At 59.6% G+C, this 16,607-nt stretch carries 14 protein-coding genes; 6 read left to right on the top strand and 8 right to left on the bottom strand.

Translation table 11 applies throughout. The annotated features are described in order from the left end of the window. Positions 1-175: 175 nt before the first annotated feature. Complete coding sequence (locus GSF27_RS04835) at positions 176-2,179, bottom strand: choline BCCT transporter BetT (protein ID WP_160966246.1); 2,004 nt, start codon at positions 2,177-2,179, stop codon at positions 176-178. A gap of 46 nt (positions 2,180-2,225) precedes the next feature. Then, positions 2,226-3,263 carry a porin gene (locus tag GSF27_RS04830; RefSeq protein ID WP_160966244.1) on the bottom strand — a complete coding sequence of 346 codons (1,038 nt, stop codon included), beginning with the start codon at positions 3,261-3,263 and terminating at the stop codon, positions 2,226-2,228. A 651-nt stretch (positions 3,264-3,914) separates the two neighbouring features. Between GSF27_RS04830 and GSF27_RS04825 the strand changes: the two genes are divergently transcribed. Further along, positions 3,915-4,256, top strand: coding sequence for a glycine zipper domain-containing protein (locus GSF27_RS04825; protein WP_160966242.1), 342 nt, complete (start codon positions 3,915-3,917; stop codon positions 4,254-4,256). Between the two features lie 87 nt (positions 4,257-4,343). On the opposite strand, the gene GSF27_RS04820 is transcribed toward GSF27_RS04825, so the two are convergent. From GSF27_RS04820 to GSF27_RS04810, 3 genes are all read right to left on the bottom strand, one after another. Then, positions 4,344-4,760, bottom strand: coding sequence for a hypothetical protein (locus GSF27_RS04820; RefSeq protein WP_160966240.1), 417 nt, complete (start codon positions 4,758-4,760; stop codon positions 4,344-4,346). A 398-nt stretch (positions 4,761-5,158) separates the two neighbouring features. After that, entirely contained in the window at positions 5,159-6,217 is a 1,059-nt protein-coding gene (locus GSF27_RS04815; protein ID WP_160966238.1) for a hypothetical protein, read from the bottom strand. A 2-nt stretch (positions 6,218-6,219) separates the two neighbouring features. Next, a complete protein-coding gene (locus GSF27_RS04810) occupies positions 6,220-6,657 on the bottom strand; it encodes a hypothetical protein (RefSeq protein ID WP_160966236.1) in 438 nt (145 codons plus the stop codon). Between the two features lie 200 nt (positions 6,658-6,857). Between GSF27_RS04810 and GSF27_RS04805 the strand changes: the two genes are divergently transcribed. Then, on the top strand, positions 6,858-8,075 hold the full coding sequence (locus GSF27_RS04805) for a PilT/PilU family type 4a pilus ATPase (RefSeq protein WP_160966234.1): 1,218 nt from the start codon (positions 6,858-6,860) through the stop codon (positions 8,073-8,075). Positions 8,076-8,098: 23 nt separating this feature from the next. Here the strand turns inward: GSF27_RS04805 and GSF27_RS04800 are convergent, their stop codons facing one another. After that, the gene (locus GSF27_RS04800) at positions 8,099-8,689 is read right to left on the bottom strand and encodes a DUF416 family protein (RefSeq protein WP_160966232.1); all 591 of its coding nucleotides are present in this window, start codon (positions 8,687-8,689) and stop codon (positions 8,099-8,101) included. 151 nt (positions 8,690-8,840) lie between these two features. On the opposite strand from GSF27_RS04800, the gene GSF27_RS04795 reads away from it, so the two are divergent. The 4 genes from GSF27_RS04795 (at position 8,841) to GSF27_RS04780 (ending at position 14,908) form a co-directional block, all read left to right on the top strand. Next, a complete protein-coding gene (locus GSF27_RS04795; RefSeq protein WP_160966230.1) occupies positions 8,841-9,875 on the top strand; it encodes a DUF58 domain-containing protein in 1,035 nt (344 codons plus the stop codon). Beyond that, positions 9,872-11,932: a DUF3488 and transglutaminase-like domain-containing protein gene (locus GSF27_RS04790; protein ID WP_160966228.1), complete on the top strand. Its 2,061-nt coding sequence runs from the start codon at positions 9,872-9,874 to the stop codon at positions 11,930-11,932. Before GSF27_RS04795 ends, GSF27_RS04790 begins: the two co-directional genes overlap by 4 nt. A gap of 297 nt (positions 11,933-12,229) precedes the next feature. Then, positions 12,230-13,522, top strand: coding sequence for an ammonium transporter (locus GSF27_RS04785; protein ID WP_160966226.1), 1,293 nt, complete (start codon positions 12,230-12,232; stop codon positions 13,520-13,522). A 144-nt stretch (positions 13,523-13,666) separates the two neighbouring features. Then, the gene (locus GSF27_RS04780; protein WP_160966224.1) at positions 13,667-14,908 is read left to right on the top strand and encodes an MFS transporter; all 1,242 of its coding nucleotides are present in this window, start codon (positions 13,667-13,669) and stop codon (positions 14,906-14,908) included. Here the strand turns inward: GSF27_RS04780 and GSF27_RS04775 are convergent. Further along, on the bottom strand, positions 14,865-15,641 hold the full coding sequence (locus GSF27_RS04775; protein ID WP_160966222.1) for an RNA methyltransferase: 777 nt from the start codon (positions 15,639-15,641) through the stop codon (positions 14,865-14,867). The two genes, GSF27_RS04780 and GSF27_RS04775, sit on opposite strands and share 44 nt — an antisense overlap. A gap of 13 nt (positions 15,642-15,654) precedes the next feature. Next, the gene (locus tag GSF27_RS04770) at positions 15,655-16,542 is read right to left on the bottom strand and encodes a Rossmann-like and DUF2520 domain-containing protein (protein ID WP_160966220.1); all 888 of its coding nucleotides are present in this window, start codon (positions 16,540-16,542) and stop codon (positions 15,655-15,657) included. Positions 16,543-16,607 lie beyond the last annotated feature (65 nt).

Below are 16,607 nucleotides of genomic sequence, written 5' to 3'. Positions count from 1 at the left end.
AAGGACAGAGTAGGGTGCCCGGAAAGCAGCTGCAGAGGGGCTTCCGGGTGAGTTGCCGGCAGGTGTGACGAACTCGCGAGGGGGAAGGGTGGAGCCCCGGTCACCATCGTCCGGAGAGGATGGTGGGACAGCCGTCTGGTGACTCCGGGGCGCGCAGGGTTGTGTTGCTTACTCGTCAGCGTGTCGCATACAGAAAATGCATATGTTTTTCATACTGATCCAGCACATCGGCAATTACCTGTTCTTCGGTCCACCCCATGACATCGTAATCCTGCCCGCCTTCAAGCAGATAGACTTCCGCCCGGTAGTAGCGCAGCTCCTTACCACGTTTCTGGCTGGTGTCACGCACTACAAAGCTCGGGGGCACATAGGGGCGGGCATGCACAGAGTAGAAAAACTGCTGTTCATCGCCGTGATCCACCTCGATCCAGACCCGGTCCTGATCGTCGTGGGCAACGGTTGCCGTGACGGAGCGTTTGGCAAATTCCGCCTCCACTTTCTGCAGCGACGGTTCAACAACGTTTTTCAGGAAATTGCTCACCTCCTGGTAGCCAGGGTGATGAATGATACGGGAAAGTCGTTTCTCCCAGGTCACCGGGCGGTGAGCTACCCGCGGGGCAATCATGGCGTCGCGCAAGGTCACCCGTTTGACCACCTCAATGCGCAGCGCGCGCACCAGCCCCCAGCACATGAGCAGCATGACGATAGTAAAGGGCAGCGCGCTGGCAATGGTGGCGGTCTGCAGGGCGGCAAGCCCGCCGGCCATCAGCAGGGCGGCGGCAATGCATCCCTCGGTAACTGACCAGAAGATACGCTGCCAGACCGGTGTTTCCTCATCGGTACCGCCGGAGGTGAGCATATCCACCACCAGGGATCCGGAGTCAGACGAGGTGACAAAGAAGGTGACTACAAGGATCGTGGCCAGCAGCGAGGAGATGGTAGACCAGGGCAGGTATTCGAAAAACTGAAACAGGGCTACCGAGGTGTTCGCCTCTACATCGGCTGCCAACTGGGTAATATCCTGGTCGATGATCATATGCAGAGCACTGTTGCCAAAGAAGGTCATCCACATAAAGGTGAAGCCGACCGGCACCAAAAGTACGCCAATGACAAATTGACGGATGGTGCGACCGCGGGAGACCCGCGCGATAAACATGCCGACAAACGGCGACCAGGCAATCCACCAACCCCAGTAGAACAGGGTCCAGCCACCGATCCAGCCGCGGGGCTCGTAGGCATAGAGGTTAAAGGTGGTTTCCACCAGCCCGGACAGGTAGGCGCCGATGTTCTGTACATAGGTCTTCAGCAGGTAGACGGTGGGGCCTGCCAGCAACACGAAGGCAAGCAGGATAACTGCCAGCACCAGGTTCAGCTCCGAGACCCGGCGAATCCCCCCATCCAGGCCAAGCACCACAGAAATGGTGGCAAAACAGGTGATGATGGCGATCAGGACAATTTGCCAGCCAGTGGCAATGGGCATGCCGAAGAGGTAATTGAGCCCGGCATTGACCTGCATGACTCCGAAGCCCAGGGAGGTGGCCACCCCGAAGAGGGTGCCTAGTACAGCAAAAATGTCTACCGCGTGACCGATGGGCCCGTGAATACGATCACCGATAAGCGGGTACAGTGCTGAGCGGATAGTCAGTGGCAAACCGTGACGGAAGGCGAAATAGGCCAGTGACAGAGCTACCACCGCATAGATGGCCCAAGCATGGATACCCCAGTGAAAAAAGGTAATACGCATGGCCTGGCGCGCAGCTTCGATGCTGCCGGCGTCTGCGTCGGGAGGCGCCATAGTGTGCATCACCGGCTCGGCAACGCCGAAGAACATCAGCCCAATACCCATACCGGCGGAGAACAGCATGGCAAACCAGGAGCCGTAGCTGTAATCCGGTTCACTGTGATCCGGGCCCAGCTTGATGTGGCCGTAGTCGGACATGGCGAGGATGATGACAAACAGTACAAACAGTGCCACTGCGAGGACATAGAACCAGCCCGCTGTATTCACCACCCAGGATTGAATCGCGGAAAACAGCGCTTCTGCAGTCTCCGGCACCATCACCGCAAACAGCACAAACAACAGGCACAATCCGCCGGCACCGATAAACACCGGTGGGTTGACCCTGATCCAGCCTTTTTCGACGGTTTCGGGTTCTGTGACGGGGCTGGGAGCGTTCATGGCATTCCTCTCAAGCTTGTAGTTATGTGCGTGCGTTTGTCAGTACTCAAAGATAAAAGTCCAGTGAGACGTATAGGGCTTCAAAATCCCCTTCGCCGACCTGGCCGTTGCGGTCGACGTAGCCGTCCTGCCACAGGTATTCCACATAGATCCATCCCGGGCCGTAGTCGTAGCTGAGCCCCGGCGCTACCGCCGTTACCCGGTCGGCGTCGTTGCCATCGGTGTTGGGTTTGGCGGCGCTGGCATCAAGGTAGAGTGACCAATCGCCGATGTTGTAACCGATCTCGAACGCGTAGCGGTCGTTTTCAATTTCTTCCGGCAGCAGCGCGGCTTGCCAGTAGGCGGTGGGCAGCTCACGGGATTGGGTAATCCATGAGGCCTTGAGGAACAGGTTGTTGATATTGCCTTCGTAGTAGAGAACGGCGGCTTCGTGTGAGCCACTGGTGGGTTTGTCCGGTGTGCCGGTGAGATCCTGCAGTTGGCCGGATTGCAGTGAAATACCGAGGGCGTGTTGGTCAGTTGCCTGCCAGCGAAGATTACCCACCCAAGTCTGCACCTTGCGGAAGGTGGTGGAGCTGCCCCAGTGGCCGTTGTCGTCAACGGTGTCTGTACTGGTGCCACCCCAGTCATCCTGTACGTAATAGGCGAGGTCATAGTTGAACTGTTCCTGCACGGCACTGAATTTAAAGCCCACGTCCATCTGGTCGCCAAAGCCTGCCAGCAGAATGTCGCCGGGCCAGAAGTTGATGGTTTTCCAGCCAAATGGCACCTGGGATTTACCCACCCGCAAGGTATAGGTGTCACTGAAGCGCCAGCCCACCCAGGCTTTGTGGAGGGTGAATTCGTCACCGGTGGAGTTGTTGTCAGGATCGGTAAAACTGCCTGGGCCAAAACGCATTTCGGCGGAATAGAGCCAGCGTTCTGGCGGCGCTGCCTCACCGTCGGCGTAGATAATTAACGCTTCGCCGGTGAATTCACCCCCGGTATTGGTATTGCTGTCATCGCCGGGATAGTACTGGTAGGTTCCCCAGACACCGGCTGACAGATTGGTGACGGGTTCTGCACCCAGGCAAGCAGAGGTCATCACGCTGCTGCTGATGAGAACGGCTAACTGACGAACAAAGTTCCTTTTAAATGTCATTTTCCTGCTCAGCTCTTCAGGCGGTGAACGGAGTGCATGGCCGCGGGCGCATGACGCAGTGGTGAAGGTGATACACCGGCAGGTGTGCTGATGACAGGTATGGTTGAGTTGATACCGGTCGACGCAGGCTTACCCCACCACGTATGTACAATCGAATTGTGATTGCGCTGCACTGCAACGCAGGTACTTCCGCTGTCTGAAAAACAGCGCTTATGAGCAGGCATTACACTGCCTGCAAAGATAAGCCAGCCCGTAGCTGACTATTGGAAACCGGGCAGTACATAGTCAAAGCGGAATAGCGTTCTGCAACTGCCCAGACTGATTATAGCCGCCTTACGGGAAATCGGTTAACCCCTGGCATTGGCGTGTACTGACTGCCCTTCGTTCCTTGCCGGGGTAATCCGGCTTTATTCCTCCTGCTACCCGGTTAGGTGATTGGCGCATTATTCCCTTTGTGATCTGCTTCAATCCTTTGCCGACAGAGAGTGGTGGAATTCTCAGATTTGCACGTTGGTGCCCACAGCCCGGGAGAAAAGTCCCTGCAGTTTGGTCATACTCCGTGCCAGCAAGAGACAAGACGGGGGAGATCCGGATATGAATATCAAGCTTTTGATTGCAGGTTTGGCTTTGGGCGTTGCTTCTGCCAACGCATTTGCCGGCAGTACGGCGGACGCTGCCATCGGTGGTGCCCTGGGTGGTGCTATCGGCGCGGCAGTAGGTAATGAAGTAGGTGGTCGTGATGGGGCTATACTCGGTGGAGCCATTGGCGGTGCCGCGGGTACGGCAATTAACACCAAAGACGATCGCGATGGCGGTCACGAGCGTTACCGTCGCGATGATTCCCGCTATTACGACGATCGCCACAGACATTACGAGCGCCGTCATGAGGGTGGCCACTTCTGTCCGCCGGGGCAGGCGAAAAAAGGCAACTGCTGAGTGGCTGCATAATCGCGACAGGCATAAAAAAACCGGGCTGTTGCCCGGTTTTTTTATGCCTGTCGTTTTCGCTTGAGCGTCGGCGGTCTATTGGGAAGGAGACAGTGCTTTGGCTTTTGCCTGTATAAACAGATTCATGTGATGCACGACGGCCAGGCCGTTGCCTTCGGTGTCGCAACCGAAGGCTGCGTAGTTTTCCTCCAGGGCATTCAGCTCCATCATGACCCGGCGGGTGTAATCCCCCAGACTCTCCTGTTCGCTGAGAGGGGCGAGGATGATGGCGCACTGCTCCAGGGCGGCAAGTCCCAGCTCAGTGCAGTAAGAGTCCTGGGGTTGCTGATAGGAGCGGTTGAATACGGTCTGTTGTTGTCGGGCGAGTTCCGCGTCTACATGGCGGGTCAGCGAATGGTGTGTAGGTGTATCGGAGGGAGTGGAAGAGGGCTGGCGGGCCAGGGGGACCGGTGGTTTACGCTTGAATCGTTGTGGCCAACCAATCCGGATCATAGCAGTGTGCCTCGGGTTTAACGGTTTTCGTTGAACGGGTTCTGGCTTGCTCTCTCAGGTGTTACTTACCGGGGGCTGATTATCAGATCCGTCCCTGGCTTTTTTGTCTGTACAGGCTCTTGGGCCTGTTTGGTTGAATGGGCGCTTACGCCTTCGATTGTCAGGGCGCTCACGCTGGACCGGAGCCGCAGACTGACTTTGTCATCCAGCTATGGGTCGGCGTCTGATGTGTGAGACACGGCTCACACTTTGCCCCTATATTGAGACGTTTTCCCGCTGGTTCGTCAATGCTCTGGATCAATTTTTTTGCTGGTCAGGGTTCGTCGTTGCCTGGGTTATCAGGGGGAGGATGTGGGGCAAGGGCCATCTGGACCGTCCGGAGGGGCGGGAGAGGGGGGCTAGTCCCAATCCAAATCCTCGAATTCCCCGGGTTGTATATGGTGCTGGAAGTTGGCCTGGGCCAGTACCTGGTCTCTCAGGGACTCGGGAATCATCTCGCAGATGTCGTTAATCTGCATTCCGATCAGCTCCCTGTCGTTCAGTACCGCACAGCACAGTTCCAGGGTCTTGTGTTGCTCCGGGACATACTGCAAGGCGTGGCAGTCCCAGGCTGCGGCGGCCAGGCAGATACCGTAGCTCCGCTCAGCGGGTGGTATCAGGGCCAGCAGCTCGGCGGAGAGTGCCGGCAGAGAGAGGCGGCTGGTGAGCAGGTCAGAGCGGCTGTAGTTTGCCATCAGTCGTTGCAGGTTGCTCACCGCCAGCCGGGTCAGCCTGTCGTCCAGCAGGTGCGAGGGCACCTGATCAAGTGCATAGCCAGACTGCATGGCGGCAAGACAGAGCTCATAATTGCGTTGGGCTTCAGGCACCCGCCAGAGGCCATTACTGTTAAAGCGAATGTAGTCCAGTGAACGGGCTGCGGTTTTGTCGTTATCTGTCAGGTCGGTGTAGCTCCCGGGGTCAAGTTGCAAAGCATGGTCAATCATCTCCTGTGGCCAGGGGCGGGGCCACTTATCCAGTGCCAGGTCAGGCAGCAGTGGACGATAGAACTCGGGGTTGCCCAGCAACTCAGCGGGTAACACCTTGAGCAGGGCGGGGTTCCGGCGGCAGCGCTCGCGGAGGATTGCAGGCTGGCGATAGTCTGCCGGCAGCTCTTGCAGTCTCTGTGGCGTGGCCAGCAGCACTTCATCACACAGCTCTGCGGTCAGGCGCTCAGCGGGGATATCCTCCAGCTGGTAATCGCCGCGGCGCAGGGCATCTACCCAGGCGCTGTCAGGCGCGTTGAGCAGCACCTGTTCCCCCTCCAGTAACACCAGCGCCGGCAGGTTGCCGACAAACTCGGCCAGTTCCCGGGCGTTACGACCGTTGGCGGTGAGAACGCTGGTGTCGGCACCCGCTGCCAGCAGTTTGGCCAGCTGTTCGTGCTGGCGTTTGATAATAGCGTTGTGCAACGGGTTCATGTTTACGGCCTTATGTTGTTGAGGTAGTCCGGAATAATCTCCACTTGCTGCTTGTAGGCCTCCTGCTCAAACCAGAAAGTGGGAAAAGCGCTGTAGTCGCGCTCCGGCCAGCCGCCGAACTGCCAGTGGATCCAGCCATCCTGGCAGAAGGTATCGGCGTAGAAGGTGGAGCAGTCCACATCGCCACAGCTGCAGCCCAGCAGGACGATACGGCGTTTGCCCGGTTCCGAGCTCTGTTGCCAGCTATCCAGTGAATACCACTGCACATCCTCCGGCAGCAAAAACTCATCGCCGAAGTGGCTGTAGCCCTGGGTGACTTCGAAGTCGCTGACCAGGTCGGTGAGCGGCTGATCATTGATGAGTACCTGCAGGCGGGGCTTGCCCTCATTACGGGGCTTGCTTTCAGGGCCGGTCTGCCACTGCAGCCGTAGTGAGTTCATACCGGTGTAATCCTGTTGATTTTGGACTGCGGGGTGAGCTGTCAGCCTATTGGAATGCCGCCACCGCTTCAACCGCAGCGAACTGCAGTTTCACCTGACAGATTGGGCTGGCATTTTCGGACTGATTTGGTTATTCCTTAACGGTTGTGACCACCTCTGTCAGAGGGGTGGCATTTTTGATCAAGTTTTGGGGTGAATGAGTGAATATTGAGCAGTATCTGCAGGTCCTGGCAAAAAACGACGGTTCGGATCTGTATTTGAGCACCGGGGCGCCTCCGTGCGGCAAGTTTCAGGGGGTGCTGAAGCCATTGGGGAAAGAGCCGCTGCGCTCCGGCCAGATTGCCGAGGTGGCCCACGCCATCATGGATGATGAGCAGCGGGAGAAATTCCAGCAGGACCTGGAGATGAACCTGGCCATTTCGCTGCCGGGGGTGGGGCGCTTCCGTATCAATATCTTCCGCCAGCGCAACGAAGTCTCCATTGTGGCGCGGAATATCAATACCGAAATTCCGCAGTTTGAAGACCTCAAACTGCCACCGATCCTCAAGGATGTGGTGGAGGCCAAGCGCGGCCTTATCCTGTTTGTGGGGGGCACCGGTTCCGGTAAATCCACCTCGCTGGCAGCATTGATTGATCACCGTAACAGCACCAGCGGTGGCCATATCATCACCATCGAGGATCCGGTGGAGTATGTGCACAAGCACAAGAAGTGCATCGTGAACCAGCGCGAGGTGGGTGTGGATACCCGCAGCTTTCATAACGCCCTCATCAACACCCTGCGTCAGGCGCCGGATGTAATTCTGATCGGTGAGATCCGCGACCGCGAAACCATGGAGCACGCCCTGACCTTTGCCGAAACCGGTCACCTGGCGATCTCCACGCTGCACGCCAACAATGCCAACCAGGCGCTGGAACGTATCGTTAACCTTTTCCCCGAAGAGCGCCGGCCGCAGTTGCTGCTGGGTCTGGGCCAGAACCTGCGCGCGTTTGTGTCACAGCGCCTGGTGAAAACCGTGGATGGGAAACGTTGCGCCGCGGTGGAGGTGTTGCTGGGTACCAAGACCATTGAGGAGCTGGTCAAGCGTGGTGACTTCCATGAGATCAAGGAGATCATGGAGAAGTCGGAAAACCTCGGCATGCAAACCTTTGATGCGGCCCTGTTCAAACTCTTCAAGGAGGGGCGCATCACAGAGGAAGAGGCGATCAAGAATGCCGACTCCGCCAACAACCTGCGCCTGCGCATCAAGCTCGACCGTCAGGGTGGTACGCTGGTGGAGGAAGAGGTTGAAGAGGAGTCCGGCAGTGCAGGCCTCAGCTCCGGTTTCAGCCTGTCGCTGGAGGAGACCGACGAGGAGCGGGCCGAGCGCGAGCAGGGCGGTCAGGTGAAGTTTGGAAAAAGCGAATTTCCCGATCTCTGATTAGCCCTGGCAGTTCCCGGCTGTCACTGGGGTGGTAATTCGATTCCCAGGTTGCTGCAGTCATAGTCCCGCAGTTCCCGCCGCAACTCCTTGATCAGTTCTGAGGGGTCCCGGGATTGCTGAAGGAATCCGTCCAGGTACTGCTGCAGATCCACTTCCTGTTGGTAGAGTGGATGCTGCTGTACCTGGGGGTTGTCCATGGCGTCATCCAGCTCCAGCTCCTGACTGAAGGCGACAAACTGTGCGACGGTTTGCAGCGACAGGCCACAGGCGGTCTCCACATCGTCGATGCTGTTGTCGAGGATCATCTGCAGGGCGCTGGTCAGCAGCAGGCAGGCGTCCTGGGCGGGATAGACACCGTAGCCATCCTCCTCGTCCGGTTCGGGCGTCAACTCGTCCATGCTCAGCAGGGCTTTTTCCAGGTTCTTCATGGAGTTGAGCTGGCCCGCCAGGTATTCCCATACCTTGTTAAGGTTTTTGCGCCACTGCTCCGCCAGCTCCTGCTGTCCGGTCAGGTCACAGTAGAGTGCATAGTTGCCATAGTGGCGTTCCGCCAGCGCGGTGATCAGCGCGATCCGGTTCCAGTGTTCGCGATCGCCGGAGTGAACTGCCATAATCGGGCTCCTGTAACAGCCGGTGTGTGGCTTGAAGTGTAGGTTGTAACGCTCAGCTTGTAATGGGTGGCCAGCGGCCGCCGCGCATCATAGCAAATCCGGATCGTGCGGACAGTCCCTGGTCGCGCCGCCGGTGGTATCGGAATCCTTGATGAGTCAGAACCCTGCAGCCCACCGCAGCCCACCGTCGATTTTTGCCGGCTTGAGACGTTTCTACCAACATCGCTTCGATCGCTGGCTGGCCTCGCGCCTGCAGCCGGCGCGCAGCCACACCCTCAATAACCGCCGCCTGTTTATCATGCCTTCCCGGGCCGGCTACGGCTTCCTGCTGGTGGTGGTGCTGTTGTGGCTTACCGGTACCAATTACGACAACAACCTGGTGCTGGCGCTCGCCTTTTTTCTCGCGGCACTGTTTGTGGTGTGCATTCACCACACCTTCTTCAACATGACCGGACTGCACATCGAGGTGGTGGGAAGTGCGCCTTGTTTCCTGGGTGAAGACGGCGAGCTGGAACTGGTGGTTTCCTGTTCTCCCGGCCGGCGCAAGGAGGCCCTGCGGCTGGCGCTGGGCGAGGGTAACGAGAGTTGGGTGGACCTGCTGGACACCACCTCGGTACGCCTGAAGCTGTTTACGCCGGGCCTGCAACGGGGCTGGTACCAGCCGCCGCGCTTACGGGTGGAGAGCCGTTTTCCGCTGGGACTGATTCGCTGCTGGAGCTGGGTCGTGCTGGACCAGCCCATACTTGTCTACCCGCGCCCTCTGGCTGGCGGGGAGCTGCCGCAAACGGCCGCCGCTGGCGAGGAGGGCAAGCTGGTATCCGATCCGGGGGCTGAGGACTTCTACGGCTTTCGTGGCTACCAACAGGGCGAATCACTGCGTCATATCGCCTGGAAGCACTACGCCCGCGGCCAGGGCCTGCATGTGAAAGAGTACAGCAGCCAGCAGTCGAGAGTGGTGTGGCTGGATTACGATGCCATGCCCGGCACAGGCCTGGAGGCGCGCCTGTCCCGTCTGTGCCATTGGGTGTTGCAACTGTCGGCCAGCAACACCGTGTTCGGTTTGCGGCTGCCCGGTGTGGAGCTGGCACCGGGTCAGGGGGTGGAGCATCGCCAGCGTTTACTGCGCCAGCTGGCGCTCTACCGCTGCCAGCCGCAGTCCGCGGTGGTTGGCGGGAGTCTGTTATGACGGCGGAGCGTTTTCTGCTGCCGCGCAACAGCCTGTTGTGGTTGATCGCCGCCCAGGGGGCGGCGCTGTTGCCCCTCTACTGGTCATTGCCGTTCTGGTTGCCGCTGATCTGGACCGGTGTGCTGGTGTGGCGCCTGCAGGAGTTTCGCGGCCGTTGGCCGATGCCTGGACGGATGCTGAAGGTGGCGTTGACCGGCGGCTGTGTTGCGGGCTTGTTGTTCTCCTTCCGCACCATGCTCGGGCTGGAGCCCATGGTGTCGCTGCTGATCTGTGCGGTGTTGCTGAAGCAACTGGAGATGCAGCGTCGCCGCGATGCCCTGTTGCTGGTGTTTCTCAATTTCTTCCTTATCGGCGTGCAGTTCCTGTTTGCGCAGGAGTTGTTGATTTCCCTCTACGCCATCGGTTGTGTGCTGTTGGCGGTGACGGCTTTGTTGTCGATTCAGCAGCGTGCAGGCAGTGACCGCGCCGCCCGCAGCTTGCGACTGGCGGGACGGCTGATGCTGCACGCCCTGCCGCTGATGATACTGATGTTTGTGGTGATGCCGCGTATCGGCAGCCTGTGGAGTGTGCCCAATCCCACCCAGATAGCCAGGACCGGGGTCAGTGATCACCTGTCGCCGGGCGATGTCAGCAAGCTGGCCCGTTCCGGCGGTGTCGCCTTCCGCGCCTCGTTCCAGGGCGACTCACCGGCACCGGAGCAGTTGTACTGGAGGGGGTTGGTGCTGTCCCGTTTTGACGGCCAGAGCTGGAGCCAGAACCGCAAGCCAGATGTGCGGTTGCAACCAGCGGTTTACTGGGGTTTCGAGCGTGAGCCGGGTTGGTTGCAGAACCGCGAGGCCCTGGGTGAAAGCTTTCAATACTCGGTGATTCTGGAGCCCACCCAGCAGCGCTGGTTGTTCAGTCTCGATATGGTAATCCCGGGCAATGAAGCGCAGGAAGGTATTGGCCTGGCCTGGGACGGACGCCTGATTAGCGCCGACGAAGTCAGCAGCCGTTTGCAGTATCAGGTCACCAGCAATCCCGACTACCGGCTGGAGCCTGAACTGGCTGACTGGCGCCGCGACAACGAGCTGCAGTTACCGGGGCAGGGCAATCCCCGCGCCCGTGAAACCGCACAGCGCTGGCGGGAGGAGAGTGGCAATGACGAAGCCTATATCGATCGATTGCTGGCTCTCTATCGCTCGGACTTTATTTACACCCTGGAGCCACCGCTGCTGGGGGAGGATTCGGTGGATGAGTTTCTGTGGCAGTCGCGGCAGGGATTCTGTGAGCACTTTGCCAGCAGCTTTGTGTTTATGGCGCGGGCGGCTGGTATCCCGGCACGCGTGGTGGTGGGTTATCTGGGTGGAGAGTTTAACGCCCAGGGTGGCTACTGGTTAGTGCATCAGTACGACGCCCATGCCTGGTCCGAGGTGTGGCTGCCGGAGAGGGGCTGGGTGCGGGTTGATCCCACAGCTGCGGTGGCGCCGGAGCGTGTGCGTCGCAGCCTGGGAGACACCCAGGCTGCTGTGGTGGAAGAGGTGATCTCGCTGGGGCGCTATCGTCATATCCCACTGCTGGATCAAATGCGGCTGCAGTGGGACTCCCTCAACTATCACTGGCACCGTGCGGTAATGGGGTTTGATCAGGATGCACAATACCGGCTGTTGAACCGCTGGCTGAACGGCGTTAGTCCGTTAAAGCTGGTGCTGCTGGTGCTGTTTGGAGGTAGCCTCCTGCTGGCACTGATCAGCCTGCAGTTGTGGTGGCAGTCGCGCCCGCAACCATTGAGTGGGGCGCAGCGTTACCATCAGCGCTTCGAACGCTTGTTGTTGCGACGCGGCTGGCGCAGAAGGCCTGGTGAAAGCACGGCAGTGTTTGCCGCACGGGTGGCCGGGCGGGAGCAGTCCCCGTTGATTGCATCGGCATTAGAGGCGTTCGTTACTCTCTACAACGAGCAGGTTTACGCCGATGCCCCCGTCTCTTCCGTGCGCTGGGAGGCTGCGTTGAAGCGCATGCGCCAGGCGCTGCGGCAGCAGTCCGGCGCCGCCATTTCAAGCTCTCGCGGGCGTCACTGAAGCAGTCAATTTGGGTCAAAGTAGTGATCCGAAATGGTGCGCAGGTTAATTTTCTGAACCGCCCTGGTGCAAAACAAAACTTTTTTTCCATGACGCAATATTTCTGCCCCACACTCTCTTGAGAAGGATGTTCCTGCTGTGCACAATGCCGAGTCTTCATGATGCATTAAAATCGTGCATAGGAAGTAACTGGCTGATTATAAAAAGATTATTTTGGTGCCTTTTGTTTTTGTTGTGGTGCAACAGAAATTGCAAAGGTACCGGTAAATGATCAGAGAAACACAAGCAGAGAGAATCATGAAAAAGATACTTGGTGTTCTGACACTGTCAGTCGCGCCTGCGGTTGCCTACGCAGGGAGCGAACTCAGTAGTGCAAATACAGCGTGGATGCTGACGGCGACGGCGCTGGTGTTATTTATGACATTGCCGGGCCTGTCACTCTTCTACGGCGGTCTGGTGCGTACCAAAAACGTGTTGTCGGTGCTGATGCAATGTTTTGCCATCGCCTGTATGGCATCACTCATCTGGCTACTGGTTGGCTACAGTCTCTCCTTTGGCGAGGGCAATGCTTTCATTGGTGATCTCAGTCGTCTCTTTATGGCGGGCATGACCCGGGAAAGCCTGAGTGGCGATATACCCGAGTCGCTGTTTTTCATGTTCCAGATGACCTTTGCCATTATTACCCCGGCGCTGATTGTGGGCGCCTTTGCCGAGCGTATGAAATTTTCCTCGGTACTGGTGTTCAGTGCGCTGTGGTTGCTGGCGGTCTACTTCCCGGTCTGTCACTGGGTGTGGGGCGGCGGTTGGCTGGCCGAGATGGGCGCCATGGATTTTGCCGGTGGTATCGTGGTGCATATCACTGCCGGTGTCGCAGCACTGGTGGCGGCGCTGGTGATTGGCAATCGCAATGGCTTCCCGACCACCGCCATGCCGCCGCACAACCTGACCATGACGGTTACCGGTGCCGGTATGCTGTGGGTGGGCTGGTTCGGCTTTAATGCCGGCAGCGCGCTGGCCGCCAATGGCGATGCCACCATGGCCATGACCGTTACTCACATTTCGGCCGCAGCCGGATCCCTGGCCTGGGTGGTGATGGAGCAGGTTAAGTACGGCAAGCCCAGCGTGCTGGGTATTGTCACTGGCATGGTGGCCGGTCTGGGTACCATTACCCCGGCCTCCGGTTTTGTCGGCCCTGCCGGTGCGCTGGTGATCGGGATCAGCGCCGGCGTTATCTGTTTTGTGATGACCCAGGCCATCAAGCGCAAGTGGAAAATTGATGACTCTCTCGACGTTTTCCCGGTGCATGGTGTGGGCGGTATCCTGGGCAGCCTGCTGGTGGCAGTGTTCGCGTCGCCGGATCTGGGGCTGTTCAGCGGTTTTGGTGCAGAGCCGGGCAGTGGCTACTCCATTGCTGCCCAGCTGAAGGTGCAGCTGATTGCGGTGGTGGTCACCTTTGTCTATACCGCGGTGATCAGCTGGGCACTGCTGAAGCTGACGGGCGTACTGACCGCCGGTATCCGGGTCAGCAAAGAGGATGAGACCGCCGGTCTCGATATCACCTCTCACGAAGAGAGTGGTTACAAATTCTGATCGCGGCTCGTGCGCTGATCGGAGACTCAAAGGCCCGCCTTCCGGCGGGCTTTTTTGTTATTGGCCCGGCGTCGGCAGCCCTTTGCTGCCACTGGGGTACCGGCTTGGGGTAGAATCGCCCTTTTTTTGCGGAGAGGCAGGCAGTTGAATCGATTCAGTGGCTACCTGATTGCCGTCGGACTGGCGGCGCTGGCTATGGGCATCCAGGTGGTGATGGTGCCGTGGCTGGCCGTGGGTGAGTTGCACCTGGAACCCAGTCATGTGGGTTGGGTGCAGTCCGCGGGCCTGCTGCCGGTGATGCTGATGCTCTTTGGCGGCTCCTTTGCCGACCGTGCCGGCGCCTGGCGTTGGTTACCGGTGATCTATGGGGCCATGGCACTCTGCCACGCAACTTTGCTGGCCCTTCTCATCAGCGGCCATCTGGCGCTGCTTAGTCTGCTCTCCTACGCGCTGTTGCTGGGTGTCTGTCAGGCCTTCCTGCAACCGCTGCGGGATCGTGTATTGCCGCGCTTTCATCAGCACTCACGTCCCTATCAGGGGGCGGTGGTACGCATCAGCCTGAGCGTCTATGTCGCCCAGGCCTTGGGTGTGCTGTTGGCCGGGCAGAGCGGGCATCTGGGGCTGGTGCCGATCTTTGCGGTACAGGTAGTGGCACTGTTGGCCTGTGCGTTGTTGTTTGTCCTGCTGCTGCGGCACAGTGAACGTGAGGCTCCGGTTCCTGTGCAGGCCCCAGCGGCGGTCAGTGTGACCGAGGGATTGGACTTCGTACGGCGCCACCCGGTGCTGCGGCACCTGATGGTGCTGGTGAGTTTCAACGGTTTTATGAATATGGGTGTGTTCGTGGTGGCGATACCGCTGCTGTCGCGCCACGTCTATCAGCAGGACGCACTGTCGTTTTCGCTGTTGCAACTGCTGTTTACCTTCGGCGGAATTGCAGCCTCGGTAGGACTGATTCGCCGCGGTCATGTGGCCCAGCCGGGCAGGGCGATTCTCTTCTGCCTGCTCTATACCGGGCTGCTGATGCTGGCGTTGTCGGCGCAGCCGAAAGAGAGTGGATTGCTGATGCTGGTGTTCGGCTGGGGCGTAGTGGCTGGCGTCAGTGCCAGTCTCGGCAAGGGCCTGTTACAGCAGCAGGTGCCGGACGCCTATCGTGGCAGGGCGCTCTCCATCTACCAGCTGGCACTGTTTGGCAGTGCGCCCCTGGGAGCGCTGGTGTGCGGCTATGTGGCCCAGGCCTGGGGGCCACTCACGCTGTTTACCATCGGTGGGGTACTGAGCCTGGCGCTGTTTGTGGTCTATCTGGGTGTGCGTCCCATGTGGCGCCTGGAGCGCGCTCTCTCCGTCAGCTCTGCAGAAGATGGCGAAACGCCAGCAGGCTCGCCGTAACCGCGACATTGAGTGACTCCACCCCATTGCTCATGGGGATGGAGATCAGCTTGTTACAGCGTCGGGCTACGGCCTCCGACACGCCGTCTGTCTCATTGCCCAGTACAAACACATTGCGACCCGCGGCGGCGGTGGAGCCGATACTGGTTTTGGCGTGGGAGCTGAGGCCGTAAATGTTGGCGCCGGCCGCGGCAAAATCGTCCAGTGCCTGTTCCAGCTGCTGGCAGCGCAGCACCGGTGCACGGAAGAGGGTACCGGCGCTGGCCTTGATCACCAGTGCATCCAGTTTGGCGCAGCCTTTCTCCGGCAGCAGCAGCCCGGCGCAGCCACTGGCGGCCACCGAGCGGATAATCATGCCCAGGTTCTGCGGGTTGGTGATGCGGTCGAGGGCGATGATGTCGTAACTTGCGGCAGGCTCCTGCCCAAGAAACTCCTGATAGGGGCGGTAGCCTTCGCAAATCAGATCCAGCGCAACCCCCTGATCCTGCTTGCTGTTGCGGGAGATCCGTGACAGCTCCTGGCGGTCGTGCCAGACAATCTCCGCCGCCTTTGACTCTGCCAGCGCCATAATCTCGGCGATGATGCCACCGGGTTTGTTGCTGCTTGCTAGGTGCAGGCGATAGGGCCGGGCGGACGGTTCCTGCAGTGCCTCCAGCACCGGTTTGCGCCCATAGACGGTGAGCATCTGGTTGAAGAACTGCTTTTTCTGGCGGTAGTTGTCGCTGTCGCTCATGTGTCTCTCGGGCTTACTTGTCGTCGGTGTGGTCGGGGGGGGTGGTTGAGCTTCCCAGCAGTGAAGCCAACGGCTGCAGTGACTGGCCATGGGGCTGGCGCCCGGCAACGGTCAGTGTCTCCCTGCCCAGTGCGCGGTAGAGCTCCTGCAGCGCCGGGAGCTCGGCGAGGGCCTGCAGGTGGGCGGCAACGGTACCCAGGTCACGTCGGGCAATGGGGCCGGTCAGCGCTTCGCTTGTATCGCCGCCGAGGCAGTTCTGCAGCGTCTGGCTCGCCAGTGGGGCCAGTAACTGACGCGCCTGCTGGCCATCAATACCGGCCGCTGCAAGACAGCGGTAGCTGCTGTCCATTAGGGTCACAAGATAGTTACAGGCCATGACGGTGCTGGCGTGGTATAGGCTTTTGGCGTGGCTGTCGATGGTGAGCGGCTCGCCACCAATGGCTCGGAAGGCGGGCAGCAGACGTTCGAGGGCTTCGACGTCCCCTTCGGCGGTGCAGTAGCTGCCGGCAAAAGCACCGATGGAGCGTGCCGGATCGGCAAAACTGTGCACCGGGTGCACGCTGGCTGTGTGGCAACCCTGCAGCGCCATGGCGCTGCTGGCCAGCGAGCCGCTGCAGTGGAAGACCACGCTGCTGGCACAGAGCGCGGGCCCCAGGCGCCTGGCCGCCTCTGCGATGGCGCCGTCAGGAGTGGCGATCAGCCACAGGTCTGCAGGCTCAGGCATCGTCTCTTCGCCGCAGGGCTCTCCGGCACCGATAAACGCGACGGCGTCGCGGGCGCTGGTGAGGCTGCTGCAGAACACCTGCCCGATACGAAACTGTCCGCTCTCCTGCCACAGGCGCGCCAGGGTGCGGCCGAGTTTACCGGCGCCGCAGATGCTGAGAGTGGCGGGGGTGGTCATTGGCTCGGGCGTTCTCACGGTAGTCGCTCGCTGGTGCGATATGCGGTGGCAGCGAGTTGTGGTGG

This window comes from Pseudomaricurvus sp. HS19 (genome assembly GCF_009857815.1).
Lineage (GTDB): Bacteria > Pseudomonadota > Gammaproteobacteria > Pseudomonadales > Cellvibrionaceae > Pseudomaricurvus.
Note: the sequence above shows the minus strand (reverse complement) of the source record. Positions and strands in the feature narration are given on the sequence as shown.